Here is a 15,897-nt window from a genome sequence, read left to right on the forward strand (position 1 = left end):
TGCGCCACCCCCGGGTGGCCGCGAGCGCGGCCTCGCAGACGGTCGCGGCGGGCAGGCAGAGCGCCGCCAACCGCAGCCCGGTGGTGAGCTGCGGGTCGTGCAGGGCGTCGGCGAGCCACGGCGCGCCGACCGCCAGACCGAGAGCGATCACTGTGGACGCCACGGCCGAGATGCCGATCCCGAGGCGGATCGCGCCCCGGAGGGCGGCCGGCTCGTCGTCGGCGAGGTGCACCGCCACGAACCGGGTCAGCCCCGCCCGGAAACCGGAGAGCGAGAGCAGCCCCAGCAGCGACAGCACGGCGTAGACCTGGGCGTACCGGCCGAGTTCGCGTACACCCAGGGCACGGGCCAGCAACAGCATGACCAGGAAGAGCGCCACCTGGCTGAGCAAGGCGCTGCCCAGGTTCAGCACACCCCCGCGGGCCATCCCGCGTACCTGCTGGTCGCCGGCCTCCGGCGCGGCCGGCGGCCGGTCGGTCACCTCGCGCACCCGGCGGCCCGTTCTCCGACGGTCACGGCCGGGCCGCGGTCACGGTCTCCGCCGGCGCCGAGGGGGCCGCGGTGGTCGCCGCCGCCGGACGGGCGGCGGCACGACCCCGGGAGAGCAGTTCGAGTACGCCCACCAGCAGCACGCCGAGCAGCAGCCCGGCGCCGCCCACCGGCACGGCGGTCCGCACCAGCTCCGTCATCCGGCTCACCTCGTGCGCCTCGCCGATGCTTGTCACCTGCTTCGGATCGGCGGCCTGGGCCTGCGCCCGCGCCGCCTGCAACCCCTCCCGCGCCTGGGACAGGGCGTTGGTCGCCGCGTCCCGCTGGGCGAGCAGGGCCTGGTAGTCGGGGAGCTTCGGCCCCAGTTGGTCGAGCTTCCTCTGGGCGGCGGTGATCGCGGCGGTCGCCGCGTCGACACCACGGCTGTTGCCGACCGCCTGCATGGAGAGCTGCTGCTGGCGCAGGCTGGTCAGCTCGCCCAGCGTCGCCTGGTAGATCCGGTCCGGCTGGGAGACCTTGTTCGTCTTCTCCCACTCCCCGATCGCCCTGGTCGCCGCGGTGACGTCGGCGTTGGCCGCCTCGACCTCGCCGGTGGCGATGCCGACCTGGGAGGAGAAGAGGAAGGCCAGCGCCCGGGTGGTGGTCGCGGTCAGCACCGGCGAGACAGTCGCCCGGTCACCGGCGGTGTACGTCACCTCCAACTGGCTGCTCGCGCCGACCTGGGTGACGGCGAGGCCGTCGCGCAGCCGCTCCGGCGGCACCCCGGTGTCACCTGCCACGTCGGCGAGGACGCGGGGCGAGGTCACCGCCGCGCCGAACGCCGCGACGAACTGGTTCGCCGCCTGCGTACCGGTGTACTGCGTCCCGGCCGCACCGCCGACCAGCGCCGGCGCCGCCACGTACGCGGTCCCGCTGAACTGCTGTGGCGCGAACAGGACGATGGCGGCCGCGGCGCCGGTGGCGAGCACCGGCACCCCCACGAGTACCCAGAGGCGCCGCCGGGCGACCCGCAGGTAGTCGACGATCTCCACTTTTTCCCCAATGCTGTCGTTCAGTCAAACCGGGACGGAGGTGCCTCGTGGCTGCTCGCCGGTCAGGTTCGGAGCCGGTTGGCGGGCGATCACACTGGCCGCCGCGGCGAACGCGACGAAGTACCAGAGGGTGACCACGTTGGAAATGACGTTGGAGGCGGCGCTGACCGCCACGAACGCGGCGGCGCAGCCGGTGAAGCCGACCGCGACGCCACGCTCGAAGCTGCCCGGAGGCGCGCGCCGCAGCGCCCTCCGCGCGGTGTGCAGGAAGGCGAACAGCATCAGCAGGTACGCCCCGAGACCGAGCAGCCCGGTTTCCACGTACGCGCGCAGGAAGTCGTTGTGCGGCTTCTTCGCCTCGTCGGTCTCGCGCTGGGTCATGTTCGGCCCGATGCCGGTCACCGGGTTCCGGTCGGCGAGCGTGACGATCTCGGTCCAGTAGCCGATCCGCCACGCCAGGGTGTTTCCGGTCGGGTCTCCGCCGACCGCGCGCGACGCACCGAGTTGGGCGAACCGCTCGCCGACGGCGGGCACCAGGGCCACCCCGGCGACCGCCACCACGCAGAGGGTGACAAGCATCCGCTTGCTGCGGTGCAGCGCCGCGACCACCACCAGGCCGATCGCCGCGCCGAGCAGGGCGCTGCGGGTGTTGGTGAGCAGCAGGAACAGCAGTGAGAGCGCGAGCAGCACCCCGAGCGACACCCGCAGGCGACGACCCAGGAAGCGGTACACGGCGAACCCGAAGATCACCATGAACATCAGGTAGCGGCCGAACGTGGTCGACTGGCTGAAGGTGCCGCTGATCCGGGTGAAGTCGCCCTTCACCTCGGCCGGAGGGTTGCCCAGCAGCGACAGGACGACGGTGTAACCCAGCGCCAGCACCAGCGAGGCGTAGCAGGCGAGCAGGACCCGACGGATCGCCGCGGTGTCCGGCATGAGCTGTTCCAGCACCACGAACATCACCACCACGGTGAGGATCCGCAACGCCTCCAACAGGCTGTTCGCCGGCCGGCTGGCACCGAGGGCGCTGACCACGCTGCTGGCGCCGACGAGCAGCATGGCCCAGCCCAGCGGGGAGCCGCGCAGCCGCCCGTGCCGGCTGAGCTGTGCGGCCAGCCAGAGCCCGGCGGCGAGGAGGAACAGCACCGCGAGCAGGGTGGAGGGGTCCACCGCCCGGGCCGTTCCGGCGGAGTCGGCCTGACCGGCGCTCGGGCCGGTCAGCTTGAACAGGTCGACGCAGGAGCGCACCGCGAGCATCAGCAGCACGTACCCGGCGAACCGGGTCAGCGCGAGGACGGCCACCGCGATTCCCGCGACCGCCGCGAGCGGCAGCACCATGCCCCTACGGTCACCGGCCGCCATCGAGACACCCGCGACCACCGCCACGACCGCGGCGGCCAGCGCCGCGCCGCCGGTGAGGAGGCGGGCCGGGTCGAGCCGCCTGGCCATGAGCGGAGTGACCTGCTGCGTGTGTTGTTCCACTGATCCCACTGAACTGAATCGGCGCTGCCCGGCCGCTGCCGGGCGCGGCCAACCGATGTCCTCCCGGCACAAGATCGGTTCAATCTAGCCCTGTCACCTCGACGGCAGAAGGGGCCGTTGCACCGACTGGGCCGTCCTCCGCGGGGCCGATCCGACGATCCCTGAGCGAACGCCGCCCGGTCAGTCGGGGGCCCGGGCGGGTCGTGCCCTGGCCCGTCGGCCCGGCTCCGGAGCCAGCCGGAGGTAGAGCCGCTCCAACTCGCGGGCGGCGGTGTCCCAGCTGTACCTCCCGGTGATCCGCTCGCCCAGCGCCACGGCGGCGGCCCGTTCACCCGGCAGGTCGGCGAGCAGCGAGGTCAGCACCCGGACCAGGTCGTCCTCGTCGCCGTCGCGGAACAACCGCCCTCCGGCGGCGTCTGACCTCAGCACCTCGACGTGCGGCGCGATGTCGCTCGCGACCACCGGCAGCCCGTACGCGGCCGCCTCCAGCAACGTCAACGGCAGTCCCTCCAACCGGGACGGTTGGACGAAACCGGCGGCACCGGAGTACAGCTCGGCGAGCAGGTCGCCGTAGGCGAACCCGGTGAAGACGATCCGGTCGTCCGCACCGGCTTCACGGCGCAGCCGATCCACGAAGTCGTCGGTGAACGACGACCCGCCGACGATCGCCAGGCGCATCGGGGTCTCGGTGCGGCGGAAGGCCCGGATCAGCAGGTCCGCTGCCTTCTCCGGGACCAGTCGACCGACCAGCAGCAGGTAGCCACCGGGGGTCAGCCCGAACCGGTCCTGGATCTGGCCGGCCCGCACCGGTCGGGCCGGGTTCACACCGTTCGGGATGTAGGTCGTCGGGCGGCCGAACCGGGTGCCGTAGTGGGCGGCGAGCCCCTGGGAGACCGCCACCCGTTGATGTGGCACGTAGCCGCTGAACCAGTGGGCGCTGCCCAGCACCGCCCGCGCGGCGAGCCCCCACTTGCCCCGCTGGTTGTCCAGCCCGTGCACGGTCAACACCACGCGCGCCCGGGACAGGGCGCGCGGGAGCGGGGCGACCAGGGCCGGCCCAAGCCCGTGGTAGTGCACGATGTCGGGCCGCGCGGTCATCGCCGCCACGGTCGAGGTCGCCGCGTGCACGATGGCGTCGAGGTGCTTGCTCGCGATCGTGTGGGTCTGGCGCAGCCGTACGCCCCGGTAGCCGTCGGCGGGTGTCTCGCCGTAGCTGCGGCGGCAGTAGACGGTGACCTCGTGCCCGTAGCTGGCGAGCCGGCTGGCCATCTCCTCCACGTGCCGTTCGATCCCGCCGTAGGTCGCCGGCATCCCCTTCTGGCCGATCATCGCGATCCGCAGTGGACGCCAGGCGGTGTCGGCGGCGGTGGCGCTCGCTCCGGGCGCCCGGGTGGGTAGCACCCGTTGCCGGGGAACCGCAGGGCTTCCGGCGTGCTGGTCCACGTCCTCGGCCTGCAGGTTGGGATGGCCCACGTTGACTCCCTGCGTGACTAGGTGCGCGCCCGCCGCCCGGGCAGGGTCAACACCTTGCCATGGATCGGCTCGTCCGCCAGCTGATCAATCAGACAGGAAAATCATCCATGGGATTCGTTGCGAAGGGAATGGCGCCGGGGGTGAGATCGAGATGGACGGCGCCGGCGCCGCGTCGAACGGCACGCACAGGGCGACGAGCCCCGGTCGATCACGTGGATCGGCCGGGGCTCGTCGGTGGTGCCTGTCAGACGAGATCGAACCGGTCGAGCTCCATGACCTTGGTCCAGGCGGCCACGAAGTCGGCCACGAACTTGTCGCGGGCGTCCTGGCTGGCGTAGACCTCCGCGAGGGCGCGCAGCTGCGAGTTGGACCCGAAGATGAGGTCGACCGCGGTGGCGGTCCACTTCACCTCATCGGTGGCCAGGTCGCGGATCTCGTACACGTGCTCGTCGGACTTCGACGCGCTCCACCGGGTGCCCGGGGAGAGCAGGTTGGCGAAGAAGTCGTTGGTGAGCACGCCCGGCCGGTCGGTGAGCACACCGTGCTGGCTGCCGCCGACGTTGGCGCCGAGGGAGCGCAGACCGCCGACGAGGACGGTCATCTCGGGCGCGGTCAGGTTGAGCATGTAGGCACGGTCGACCAGCAGCACCTCCGGCTGGGTCTTCTCGCCGGCGCGCAGGTAGTTGCGGAAACCGTCGGCGCGCGGCTCCAGGACCCGGAACGAGTCGGTGTCGGTCTGCTCCTGGGTCGCGTCGGTGCGTCCCGGCCGGAACGGCACGGTCACCTCGACGCCGGCGTCCCGCGCCGCCTTCTCGACGGCGGCCGAACCGGCCAGCACGATCAGGTCGGCGAGCGAGATGGTCGCCCCGCCAGCGGAGTTGAACTCCTGCTGGATGCCCTCAAGGGCGGTCAGGACGGTGGCCAGCTGCTCGGGCTGGTTGACCTCCCAGCTGCGCTGCGGCTCGAGGCGAATGCGCGCCCCGTTTGCGCCGCCGCGCTTGTCGGTGTGCCGGAAGCTCGCGGCGGAGGCCCAGGCGGTGGAGACCAGCTGGTCGACCGTGAGACCGGACTCCAGGACCTTCGCCTTGAGGGCGGCGATGTCGGCGTCACCCACCAGCTCGTGGTCGACGGCCGGCACCGGGTCCTGCCACAGCTGCGGCTCGGCCACCCACGGCCCGAGGAAGCGCTCGATCGGGCCCATGTCGCGGTGCAGCAGCTTGTACCACGCCTTGGCGAAGGCCAGCGCGAACTGGTCGGGGTTCTCCAGGAAGCGGCGGGAGATCTTCTCGTAGGCCGGGTCGACGCGCAGCGACAGGTCGGTCGTGAGCATCGTCGGCTTGTACTTCTTCGCCGGGTCGAAGGGGTCCGGGATGATCGCCTCAGCGTCCTTGGCGACCCACTGCTTCGCGCCGCCGGGGCTGGTGGTGAGCTCCCACTCGTAGCCGAAGAGGATCTCGAAGAAGCGGTTGCTCCACTGCGTCGGCACGTCGGTCCACGTCACCTCGAGACCGCTGGTGATCGTGTCGGCGCCCTTGCCGCTGCCGTGGGTGCTCAGCCAGCCCAGGCCCTGCGCCTCCAGCGGGGCACCCTCGGGCTCCGGGCCCACGTGGTTGTCGGCGACGGCGGCACCGTGGGTCTTACCGAAGGTGTGACCACCGGCGATGAGGGCGACCGTCTCCTCGTCGTTCATCGCCATCCGGCCGAAGGTCTCGCGGATGAAGTGCGCCGCCGCGGCCGGGTCCGCGTTACCGCGCGGGCCCTCCGGGTTGACGTAGATCAGCCCCATCTCGGTCGAGCCGACGCCGGCCGCCATCTCCTTCTCGGAGGCGTAGCGCTCGTCGCCCAGCCAGGTGTCCTCCGGACCCCAGAAGATCTCCTCGGGCTCCCAGACGTCCTCGCGACCGAAGCCGAAGCCGAAGGTCTTGAAGCCCATCGACTCCAGGGCGACGTTGCCGGCGAGCACGAGCAGGTCGGCCCAGGAGATCTTCTGGCCGTACTTCTGCTTGACCGGCCAGAGCAGCCGGCGGGCCTTGTCCAGGTTGGCGTTGTCCGGCCAGCTGTTGAGCGGCGCGAAGCGCTGGCCACCGTCGCCGGCGCCGCCCCGACCGTCCTCGATGCGGTACGTGCCGGCGGCGTGCCAGCTCATCCGGATCATCAGGCCGCCGTAGTGGCCGAAGTCGGCCGGCCACCAGTCCTGCGAGGTGGTGAGGACCTCGACGATGTCGCGCTTGAGGGCCTCGACGTCGAGCTTCGCGAACTCCTTGGCGTAGCTGAAGTTCTCGCCCAGCGGGTTGCCCTTGGAGGAGTGGGCGTGCAGCACCGAGAGGTCGAGCTGGTTGGGCCACCAGTCCCGGTTGGTGCGCGGACGACCGCCGGTCTTCGGGGTCGGCGAGTCGATCGCCGGGTTCTCACTCTCGCTGCCGTGCGCGGTCACCGAGTCGTGCGCGACCGGGCAGCCGGCCGCTGCCTTCTGGTCCACGCCCTGCGCACTGGTGGGGCCGTTGTCCTGGGTGTCGCTCATGTGCTTCCTTCCGAGCTTGCGGATCTCTGGGGCGTGCGTTCGGTCGCGCAGTCGGGGCAGGTGCCCCAGTAGACGACCTCCGCCTCGTCGACCACGAAACCGTGGTCGCCCGAGGCGGTGAGACAGGGGGCGTGACCGACGGCGCAGTCGACGTCGGCGATGGCGCCGCAGGAGCGGCACACGACATGGTGGTGGTTGTCCGCGACCCGGGACTCGTAGCGGGCGGTCGCCCCGGCCGGCTGGATGCGCCGCACCAGACCGGCCTCGGTGAGCACGCGCAGCACGTCGTACACCGCCTGGTGGGAGACCGTGGGATGATCCGCGCGGACCAGCTCGATCACCGCGTCGGTGCCGACGTGCGGGTGGTCGCGCAGCGCCGCGAGCACCGCCAACCGGGGCCGGGTCACGCGCAACGAGGCGGCCCGCAGCTGCGCCTCGAAGTCGGACATCACGGGTACGAACACTAGCTCACTATTTTGGAACGAATCAAGTTTTGCGCCGCCCGAGCTACCCCAACCACGGACGATTCACCCGAGGTTAACCTGCGGGGGAAAAAAACCGGACAGCCATGTCGAGAAGTGCCGACCGGCTTCGTCCCCGGAGTGATCGTGACCACGATGGGTCACAGCCAGCACCGAGGAGCATCACGATGGCGAAGTACCTGCTGCTCAAGCACTACCGGGGCGGCCCGGCCGCGGTGAACGACGTGCCGATGGACCAGTGGACCCCGGCGGAGATCTCGGCCCACATGCAGTACATGCGCGACTTCGCGGCCCGGCTCGAGGGCACCGGCGAGTTCGTCGACGGTCAGGCACTCGCCCCCGAGGGGACGTTCGTCCGGTACGACGGCGAGGGCCGCCCGCCGGTCACCGACGGCCCGTTCGCCGAGACCAAGGATCTCATCGCCGGCTGGATGGTGATCGACGTCGACAGCCACGACCGGGCCGTCGAGCTGGCCGGGGAACTGTCGGCCGCCCCCGGGGCAGGCGGGAAGCCGATCCACGAGTGGCTCGAGCTGCGCCCGTTCCTGAGCGAGCCGCCCACCATCACGGAGTGACGACTCCGATGGACGAGACGCTGCTGCGGAGCCTCACGCCGAGCGTCCTCGGGATCCTCGTCCGCCGCGGAATCGACTTCGCGGCGGCCGAGGACGCCATGCAGGACGCCCTGGTCGAGGCGGTCCGCGTCTGGCCGGCCGACCCGCCGCGCGACCCGAAGGGCTGGCTGACCACGGTGGCGTGGCGACGGTTCCTCGACGCGGCCCGATCCGACGCCGCCCGCCGTCGGCGGGAGGATCTCGTCGAGGAGGAGCCGGCGCCCGGGGCGGCACCCACCGTGGACGACACGCTTCAGCTCTACTTCCTGTGCGCCCACCCGTCGCTGACGCCGTCGTCCGCGGTCGCGCTCACACTGCGCGCCGTCGGCGGGCTGACCACCCGCCAGATCGCCCACGCCTACCTGGTGCCCGAGGCGACCATGGCGCAGCGCATCAGCCGGGCGAAGCGCACCGTCTCCGGGCTGCGGTTCGACCGACCCGGTGACGTCGCCACCGTGCTGCGCGTCCTCTACCTCGTCTTCAACGAGGGTTACTCCGGCGACCTGGACCTCGCCGCCGAGGCCATCCGGCTCACCCGACAGCTCGCGGCCTCGATCGACCACCCCGAGGTGGCAGGGCTGCTCGCCCTCATGCTGTTGCACCACGCCCGGCGTGCCGCCCGGACCGCCCCCGACGGCAGCCTGGTGCCGCTCGCCGAGCAGGACCGCAGCCGCTGGGACACCCGGTCGATCGCCGAGGGCGTCGAGATCCTGCAGGCGGCCCTCGCCCGCGACCAACTGGGCGAGTTCCAGGCCCAGGCCGCCATCGCGGCACTGCACGCGGACGCGCCGACCGCCGCCGAGACCGACTGGGTGCAGATCGTGGAGTGGTACGACGAACTCGCGCACCTGACCGACAACCCGGTCGTCCGACTCAACCGCGCGGTGGCGGTCGGCGAGGCCGACGGACCCCGGGCCGGCCTGGCGGCGCTCGCGACGGTTGACGACGCGCTGCCCCGGTACACGGCGGTGGCGGCGTACCTGCACGAGCGCGACGGCGACCTGGCGAAGGCGGCGCGGCTGTACACCGAGGCGGCCCAGCAGGCCACCAACCTCGCCGAACGCGACCACCTGACCCGCCAGGCCGCCCGGCTCAACTCCCTCGGGCGTCGCTGACCGGTCACGCCGGGAGCCGCTGCTCCCGTACCGCGTGCCACGGTCGACGCACCTGGTCCGGAAAGTCTCCGGAACTTTCGGCACCCACCACTCGGAGCGTGATCCGGCACCGACACTCTACGGTGGACCGCCCTGACCTCTGATCGACTACTGACCTGGATGGATGCCGCTCGGTAGCGACAGCGGTGTTGCCACCCTGTTTCCGAGAATTGTTGACAAGTCGACGGCCGGGTTAATACGGTCGCCATCGACGGCGCTCAATTGTCGTCAGCACCAGCCACCACGACCCACCTCTCCGGTCGTCGTGCAGGACGACCGGCCCACCACCACCGAGCGGTACGACGCCGTGGCCCTTACCGACCACCGGCAGCCTGCCGAGGCGTACCGCGCCGCTGGCCCCCGCCAGCCGTCAGAGGAGGCAACAGTTCCATGACCGACACCAGCCACACCAAACCGAGAGGCCGCGGCCGCATGCGGTTGCTCCTGGGCGCCGCATGCGCCGCCGTCCTGGCCGTCGCCGGCACGATGACCGCCACCAACGCGTACGCCGAGGCCGACCGGACCCTCACCTCGAACCTCACCGGCACCCACAACGGCTACTTCTTCTCGTTCTGGAAGGACAGCGGCAACGCCAGCATGACGCTGCGCGCCGACGGCCGGTACACCAGCAGTTGGGACAGGAGCACCAACAACTGGGTCGGCGGCAAGGGTTGGGCCACCGGCAACCGACGGACGGTCACCTACTCGGGCAGCTACAACCCGGGCAACAACAACACCTACCTCGCCCTGTACGGATGGACGCGCAACCCGCTGATCGAGTACTACGTGGTGGAGAACTTCGGCAGCTACAACCCGAGCAGCGGCGCCACCCGGATGGGCACGGTCACCACTGACGGCGGCACCTACGACATCCTCCGCAGTCAGCGGGTCAACGCCCCGTCGATCGACGGCAACCAGACGTTCTACCAGTTCTGGAGCGTCCGCCAGCAGAAGCGCTCGAGTGGCACCATCACCACCGCCAACCACTTCGACGCCTGGGCCCGCGCCGGCTTGAACCTCGGCACCAACCACAGCTACCAGATCATGGCCACCGAGGGGTACCAGAGCAGCGGAAGCTCCGACATCACCGTCCGGGAGGGCAGCGGTGGCGGCAACCCGACCACCCCGCCCCCCACCGGCAACCCGGGGACCGGCAACTGCAGCGCGACGCTCTCCGCCGGTCAGCAGTGGGGTGACCGGTTCAACCTGAACGTCGCGGTCAGCGGCACCAACAACTGGGTCGTCAGCCTCGGCCTTGGCGGCGGCCAGAGCGTTCAGAACAGCTGGAACGCCTCCGTCAGCGGCACCAGCGGCACCGTCACCGCGACACCCAACGGCAACGGCAACAACTTCGGACTAACGATCATGGCCAACGGCAACTGGAACTGGCCGACGGTCAGCTGCCGTACCAGTTGACCCCGATCAACTCCTGACATCGCACCAGTGGCGTGGCGGCCTCGGCCGCCACGCCACTGCGTTGTTCCGTAGGCAGCCCTCGTCGACCTCGGCGTTCAGGACGGCCTCGGGTCGGCCCCGTTCGACGTGCCCTTTGCTCTGCACCCGCCGAGGCACCACCGGCCTACCGCTGGATGGCGCTTCCGCGGGTGCAGAGCAAAGGGCGGATTGTGCGGCACGGCCCAGCCGCGAGACCGTGGTCGTCGCCACCGTCCGCTACACCCGCGGCACCGCGGTCTCTCCGCCGGCCGCCGATTCCTCCGCCGACGGTGCCGAGGTTGGGTCCGCCGCTGGGTTCTCCGTCGTCCCGGCGGTCGGTGCCGCTGTCGTTCCGCCCGTCGGGGCTGCCGTCGGGGCTTCCGTCGGCTCCGCAGGAGTGCTCTCGGACGCGGTGGGAGCGGGCGCATCCGAAGTGCTTCCACCGGACGGCGTCGATGGGTTCACCGTCCCCTCGCCCGCGGCCCGGCTGGGCGTCGGGGTCGGGGAGCCGGGCGCTCGGACCGGCAGGCCCGCAGAACTGCGGGTGGCTGGTTCGCCGCCGCCGACGCCGGGGCCCGGATCCCGCTGCTGCGGCACGGTTGGCGACACCGCGGGCGGCACCCCGGGAGGCGTCGACGGCCGCCCGGTTTGGCCGGGCATGATCCCGATGGGATCGGCGAACACCAGGACGGCAGCCGCGGCGGCCAACGATCCGAGAAGCACCGCGAGCGCTCTGGGCCCGGAAGTGACCGCCCGACCCACCGTGCCGCCGAGCGCCGGCCGCCGGGCAGCCGTGACCTCGGTCCGCACCCCGACCTCGGTCGCCCCGGTCGCGGTGGACAGCACCTGGTCGGACGGGTCCATGAGTGTCTGCGCCGCCTCGGCCATGGCCGCTGCCGTCGGAAAGCGGTCGGCGGGCTCCTTGGCCATCGCGGTGGCGACCACACGCCGGACCTCCGCCGGAACGTCCTCGGGCAGCGGCGACGGTTCCTCTTCGAGATGCCGCAGCGCCACCGCGACGGCATTCTCACCCTGGTGCGGCGGCCGACCGGCGAGGCAGTGGTAGACGACAGCCCCCAGCGCGTAGATGTCGATCGCCGGTGTGGTCTCGTTTCTCGCGACCTGCTCGGGTGCCATGTACAGGGCGGTGCCGACGACCTGGTTCGGTGCGGTCAGGCTCGCCGCTTCCTGCGTCACCGCAACACCGAAATCGACGAGTACGACGTGTCCGTCCGGCTCGATGATCAGATTGCTGGGTTTGACGTCACGGTGGACGACACCGGCGTCATGCGCCGCCTGCAGGGCACGCGCGGTCTGCGCGGCGATCGACATCGTCTCGGCCACGTCCAGCCGGCCGACCTCGGCGATCCGCTCCGACAAGGGCTGCCCCTGCACGCATTCCATCACGATGTAGGCGAGGACCGGCGCTCCGGACTGGGACACCTCACCGTAGTCGTAGACCTGGGCGACACCCGGGTGACGCAGGGCTGCCATGGCCCGCGCCTCACGCCGGAACCGCTCACCGAAGCCGCTGTCGGTGACCAACCGAGGTTGCAGCATCTTGACCGCCACGCAGCGGTCCAGAGTTTCGTCGACCGCCCGCCACACGTCACCCATTCCGCCGCTGGCGATGCTTTCGACCAGGCGGTAACGGTCTCCGACGACTTGCCCCACATTCGGCATAGCTTTCGGTACCCCGGACTCCTCGGTCTCAAGCACACCGAGGTTGGGCATCGCCGCGCCAGCCTTGCCGGGAGATCGGCGCGCGCACGGACTGTGAGCGCCCGGCCACCATGCGGTGACCCGCCCCGCCGCTGACGGCGGGGCGGGCTCGTCCGGTTACGGCCCGGTCAGCTGTTCAGCCTGGCCAGCAGGGCGGTGGCCATGCCCTGCTCACCCCGGGCGTTGGGGTGGAACGGCGCGGCCGAGTTCTGCGGCAGCAGACCCTCGACCCAGCGGGTGCCGCTGCTCTTGCACGCGTCGCGTCCGATCGACGGGGTGTAGACATCGGCGTAGGTGGCGCCGTTGGCGCTCGCGGCGCTGGCCAGCATCGCGTTGAGCGACTTCTCGACACCGCGCAGGTACGGCACGTCCTGGTAGGCGATCGGAACGACCGGCCAGCAGCCGTAACCGGTGTCCGGCAGGATCGCCGGATAGCCGAGCACCACGACCCGTGCGCCCGGCGCGGCCTGCCGAACCGCCTGCAGCACGGCCGTGACCTTCGGCGTGGCGGCGACGATCCGCGCCTGCAACTGGTCGACGCCTCCGGCGGTGTACCGGTTCTTGCACGGAGATCCGAGCGGGCTGCTGACGCTCGCCTCCGCGCAGTCGCCGATGATGCCGGAGAAGCCGATGTCGTTGCCGCCGATCTGCACCGTCACCAGCGACGTGTTCGACGTGACCGCGTTGAGCTGCGGTGGCAGCGTGATGCCCAGTTGGCCGCTACCGCCGTAGAGGATGTCGTCGGTGGTGGCGCCGGAGCAGCTCACGTCGGCGAACGACGACGAGCCGGCGGACGCCGCCACCAGCGACGGGTAGTTGCGGTTGGAGCGTAGGCAGTTGAGGTCAACCTGGGTGGGGATCAGCGGGCCAGCGGTGTACGAGTCGCCCAGCGCGACGTAGCGGCCGGTGGGCACCGCGGCGCTGGCGGGGGTGGCGACGGTGAGCAGCACGCCGGCGGTGGCGAGGGCGAGTGCGGCCAACCGGGTGGCTGCCCGCAGGAGGGGCAGGCGGGGACGGGTCATGGCGCCTCCCAGGAGGGATCACGGGGGTGGTGGTGCCCGAGATCCTGTCGCCGCCGACGCCGTCCGTCAATATTGATGAGCCTCACTAAATACCGGTCCGAAGTGTGGGATAAATCGGTGGCGGTCAATCCAGCGGCGCATACCACCGGGCGCCGGTGACCCGGATCCGGCGGGACTGGCTGCGGTTCCACTCCACCTCCATGCCGTGCTTGCGGAGCACCGGAAAGGCGACCTCGTCCAGCAGTCGTTCCAGGTCGGCCTGGTAACCGGCCTGCCGCTCGGCCTCCGACAGGCCCGCGTAGGCGGCCTCGTCGAAGTCGGCCGGAGGGTAGACGCCGTAGCCGAGATAGACCTCGCCGTCCTCGCTCGCGAGCAGGGACTCGGTGTCCTGCTGGTGGTACCAGAGGAAGCCGCGCCAGCGCCGGGAGTCGTCCCGCTCGTCGTCGATCTCGGCACTCGCGCAGGTGCCGCAGCAGCTGAAATTTTCCCGGGCCAGCACCCCCAGCTCGTTGAGCTCCGCGAAAGCGCGGGTGAGGTTGCCGCGCACCTCACCCCACTCGCGCTGCTGCTGCCGCCGAACCGCCACCGCCGTCTCGTGCGCCGCCCTGAGCTCGTCGTCCGTGGCGCCGCAGCGCTCCTCGGCGTCGTCGAAGAAGTCGACGAACTCGTCCGCGTCGCTCTCACCCCGCACGACCCAGGCCCACAGCTCGTCCTCGATGGCGGTGCGGCCCGGCTCGGGGATCCGATCGGTGAGGAACCTGGCACCCACAGGGCGGTCGTTGTACGTCCACTCGGTCACGACGGGATCTTCACATGGGCGTACGACGCGCTGGGTCCGAGAACGGCCGGCGCGGCGGCCGTTCCCGAAAGCCGCCCTAGTTTCCGGCCGGCACCTGGTCCTTCACCTCGTCGTAGCCGACCGGCGTCGGTGCCGAGCCCGGCGCGTAGATCACGCGAAGGACGCCCGTCGGGAACGCCTCCGACGCCACCAGTCGCAGGTGGTACGCCGCGTCGCCCTCGTCGAACAGCTTGCGACCCTTACGCGCGGCCACCGGATGCACCAGCAGGCGCAGCTCGTCGACGAGACCGGCGGCGAGCAGTTGCTGCACGACGGAGATCGACCCGGGGATGAGAATTCCCCGGACGCCGGCATCGGCCTTGAGCGCGGCGACCGCGTCGAGGAGATCCCCGTCGATCAGCTCCGAGTTGCGCCAGGAGAACTCCAGCGGCTGACGCGAGACGACGACCTTGCGCACGTCGCCGAGCTGCTTGGCGAACGGTGCGTCGTCGCCACCCGCGGCCTCACGGCCGGGCCAGGCCCCGGCGAAGCTGTCGTACGTCTCCCGGCCGATGAGCAACACGTCGGCGGCGTCATAGTCCTCGGTGACGGCCCGGCCCATGTTGTCGTCGAAGTACGGAAAGTGCCAGTCCGGGTCGATCTCGGCCACACCGTCGGCCGAGATGAACAGCGTGGAGATGACCTTTGCCATCGTGAAGATCCCTTCGAGTCGGGTGATGTCGGTGGTTCGACCGGCGCATCGTCCCAAACTCGTCAGCCACCGGCTGCCCCGATGACGCGTGTCGTATCCCCTCTTTGTGAGCCAGACGTCACGGAAGCGTCATCAACCGCAGGGAACGCGACGCCACACCTCGGCCGCGGTGCGCCGGGCCGATGGCGTACCCCAGTACCCCGATCGCCACGTGAAGTGCGACGAGGTCAAGCGGCGCCTCGCCGTCGCGCGTCACGGCCAGGTCGACGATCCCCTGTGCACGGCACCGCCGGATTCTGACCAGAAAGGCGTCCGCGTCGAATGGAGAAGGAGTATCGGTATTCGCGGCAATGTCCGGCGCGTCGAAGAGGCCCGGCATGTGCGGCAGATCGGTGTCGAGCCAGTCTCGCAGCACAATCCCCTCCCCTTTCAGTACGAGAGGGGAGGCGGTTGGAGCGACCGCTGGCGAAATTGTTGACTCACAGCTCACACAACATCCTCACACGGACGTCGCCGCCGGCCTGAGCGCTGGAACCGACCGGGCCCTGGTTGCGATACGAGGGCACCTGAGGGTGGGCTCGACGCGGACTCGGCGGTCGCCAGTCCGCACCTTTTGGTCGGTTTCGGGGGCGGTGGTGCGATCGGCCGTTGCTTGATCGACTCGCGTTCAAGGAAGTCGCGGCGTCAGGACGACCGGGATACCGCGACTTCCATGAACCCGAGTGGATCAAGCGCCGGACCGGGCGAGGCAGGCCCCAACCGCGGGCCGAGGACCAGGACCGAGGGCCGGGGACCAGGACCGAGGGCCGGGGACCAGGACCGAGGGCCGGGGACCAGGACCGAGGGCCGGGGACCAGGACCGAGGGCCGGGGGCCCGGGGGCCCCGCGCGCCAGAGGATCACCTGCACCCGGCGTGGCGCGGGCGGGCTCGGCGTGTAGCCTGGGCCGGCCGGCCCTGCCCGTCCGATGTTGATAACGCAGTG

General features: G+C 71.0%; 14 protein-coding genes. 3 read left to right on the forward strand and 11 right to left on the reverse strand.

The window, feature by feature from the left end:
* From PSH25_RS09530 to PSH25_RS09555, 6 genes are all read right to left on the reverse strand, one after another.
* A partial coding sequence (locus PSH25_RS09530; protein ID WP_238658670.1) for a lipopolysaccharide biosynthesis protein occupies positions 1-481 on the reverse strand: 481 nt, incomplete at its 3' end.
* 31 nt (positions 482-512) lie between these two features.
* Positions 513-1,520 (reverse strand): Wzz/FepE/Etk N-terminal domain-containing protein, encoded by a 1,008-nt coding sequence (locus PSH25_RS09535; protein WP_238658671.1) that lies wholly within the window; start codon positions 1,518-1,520, stop codon positions 513-515.
* A 24-nt stretch (positions 1,521-1,544) separates the two neighbouring features.
* Positions 1,545-3,002, reverse strand: coding sequence for an O-antigen ligase family protein (locus tag PSH25_RS33925; RefSeq protein WP_238658672.1), 1,458 nt, complete (start codon positions 3,000-3,002; stop codon positions 1,545-1,547).
* Positions 3,003-3,182: 180 nt separating this feature from the next.
* Positions 3,183-4,475, reverse strand: a complete 1,293-nt coding sequence (locus tag PSH25_RS09545) for a glycosyltransferase family 4 protein (protein WP_238658673.1) — start codon at positions 4,473-4,475, stop codon at positions 3,183-3,185.
* Between the two features lie 244 nt (positions 4,476-4,719).
* Positions 4,720-6,996, reverse strand: coding sequence for a catalase/peroxidase HPI (gene katG, locus PSH25_RS09550; RefSeq protein ID WP_238658674.1), 2,277 nt, complete (start codon positions 6,994-6,996; stop codon positions 4,720-4,722).
* Complete coding sequence (locus PSH25_RS09555; protein ID WP_308193646.1) at positions 6,993-7,448, reverse strand: Fur family transcriptional regulator; 456 nt, start codon at positions 7,446-7,448, stop codon at positions 6,993-6,995. Before PSH25_RS09555 ends, katG begins: the two co-directional genes overlap by 4 nt.
* Before the next feature lie 197 nt (positions 7,449-7,645).
* Between PSH25_RS09555 and PSH25_RS09560 the strand changes: the two genes are divergently transcribed.
* The 3 genes from PSH25_RS09560 to PSH25_RS09570 all read left to right on the forward strand — a co-directional run bounded on the left by PSH25_RS09560 (position 7,646) and on the right by PSH25_RS09570 (position 10,662).
* The gene (locus tag PSH25_RS09560; RefSeq protein WP_238658675.1) at positions 7,646-8,053 is read left to right on the forward strand and encodes a YciI family protein; all 408 of its coding nucleotides are present in this window, start codon (positions 7,646-7,648) and stop codon (positions 8,051-8,053) included.
* An 8-nt stretch (positions 8,054-8,061) separates the two neighbouring features.
* On the forward strand, positions 8,062-9,207 hold the full coding sequence (locus PSH25_RS09565; RefSeq protein ID WP_238658683.1) for an RNA polymerase sigma factor: 1,146 nt from the start codon (positions 8,062-8,064) through the stop codon (positions 9,205-9,207).
* Positions 9,208-9,636: 429 nt separating this feature from the next.
* The gene (locus tag PSH25_RS09570) at positions 9,637-10,662 is read left to right on the forward strand and encodes a glycoside hydrolase family 11 protein (protein ID WP_238658676.1); all 1,026 of its coding nucleotides are present in this window, start codon (positions 9,637-9,639) and stop codon (positions 10,660-10,662) included.
* A gap of 255 nt (positions 10,663-10,917) precedes the next feature.
* Here the strand turns inward: PSH25_RS09570 and PSH25_RS09575 are convergent, their stop codons facing one another.
* From PSH25_RS09575 to PSH25_RS09595, 5 genes are all read right to left on the reverse strand, one after another.
* Positions 10,918-12,363, reverse strand: coding sequence for a serine/threonine-protein kinase (locus PSH25_RS09575; protein ID WP_274527230.1), 1,446 nt, complete (start codon positions 12,361-12,363; stop codon positions 10,918-10,920).
* Between the two features lie 167 nt (positions 12,364-12,530).
* Positions 12,531-13,424 carry an SGNH/GDSL hydrolase family protein gene (locus tag PSH25_RS09580; protein ID WP_238658678.1) on the reverse strand — a complete coding sequence of 298 codons (894 nt, stop codon included), beginning with the start codon at positions 13,422-13,424 and terminating at the stop codon, positions 12,531-12,533.
* A gap of 124 nt (positions 13,425-13,548) precedes the next feature.
* On the reverse strand, positions 13,549-14,223 hold the full coding sequence (locus PSH25_RS09585; RefSeq protein WP_238658679.1) for a DUF6891 domain-containing protein: 675 nt from the start codon (positions 14,221-14,223) through the stop codon (positions 13,549-13,551).
* 76 nt (positions 14,224-14,299) lie between these two features.
* Positions 14,300-14,914 carry a dihydrofolate reductase family protein gene (locus tag PSH25_RS09590; protein ID WP_238658680.1) on the reverse strand — a complete coding sequence of 205 codons (615 nt, stop codon included), beginning with the start codon at positions 14,912-14,914 and terminating at the stop codon, positions 14,300-14,302.
* 118 nt (positions 14,915-15,032) lie between these two features.
* Positions 15,033-15,329, reverse strand: coding sequence for a GNAT family N-acetyltransferase (locus PSH25_RS09595; protein WP_238658681.1), 297 nt, complete (start codon positions 15,327-15,329; stop codon positions 15,033-15,035).
* Between the last annotated feature and the right edge of the window lie 568 nt (positions 15,330-15,897).

This window comes from Micromonospora foliorum, assembly GCF_022229015.1.
GTDB classification, from domain to species: Bacteria; Actinomycetota; Actinomycetes; order Mycobacteriales; family Micromonosporaceae; genus Micromonospora; species Micromonospora foliorum.

Coding starts and splice junctions, on each gene's coding strand:
- PSH25_RS09590 (WP_238658680.1), bottom strand. CDS start 14,914: ATGGCAAAGGTCATCTCCACGCTGTTCATCTCGGCCGACGGTGTGGCC.
- PSH25_RS09570 (WP_238658676.1), top strand. CDS start 9,637: ATGACCGACACCAGCCACACCAAACCGAGAGGCCGCGGCCGCATGCGG.
- PSH25_RS09560 (WP_238658675.1), top strand. CDS start 7,646: ATGGCGAAGTACCTGCTGCTCAAGCACTACCGGGGCGGCCCGGCCGCG.
- PSH25_RS09565 (WP_238658683.1), top strand. CDS start 8,062: ATGGACGAGACGCTGCTGCGGAGCCTCACGCCGAGCGTCCTCGGGATC.
- PSH25_RS09575 (WP_274527230.1), bottom strand. CDS start 12,363: ATGCCGAATGTGGGGCAAGTCGTCGGAGACCGTTACCGCCTGGTCGAA.
- katG (WP_238658674.1), bottom strand. CDS start 6,996: ATGAGCGACACCCAGGACAACGGCCCCACCAGTGCGCAGGGCGTGGAC.
- PSH25_RS09580 (WP_238658678.1), bottom strand. CDS start 13,424: ATGACCCGTCCCCGCCTGCCCCTCCTGCGGGCAGCCACCCGGTTGGCC.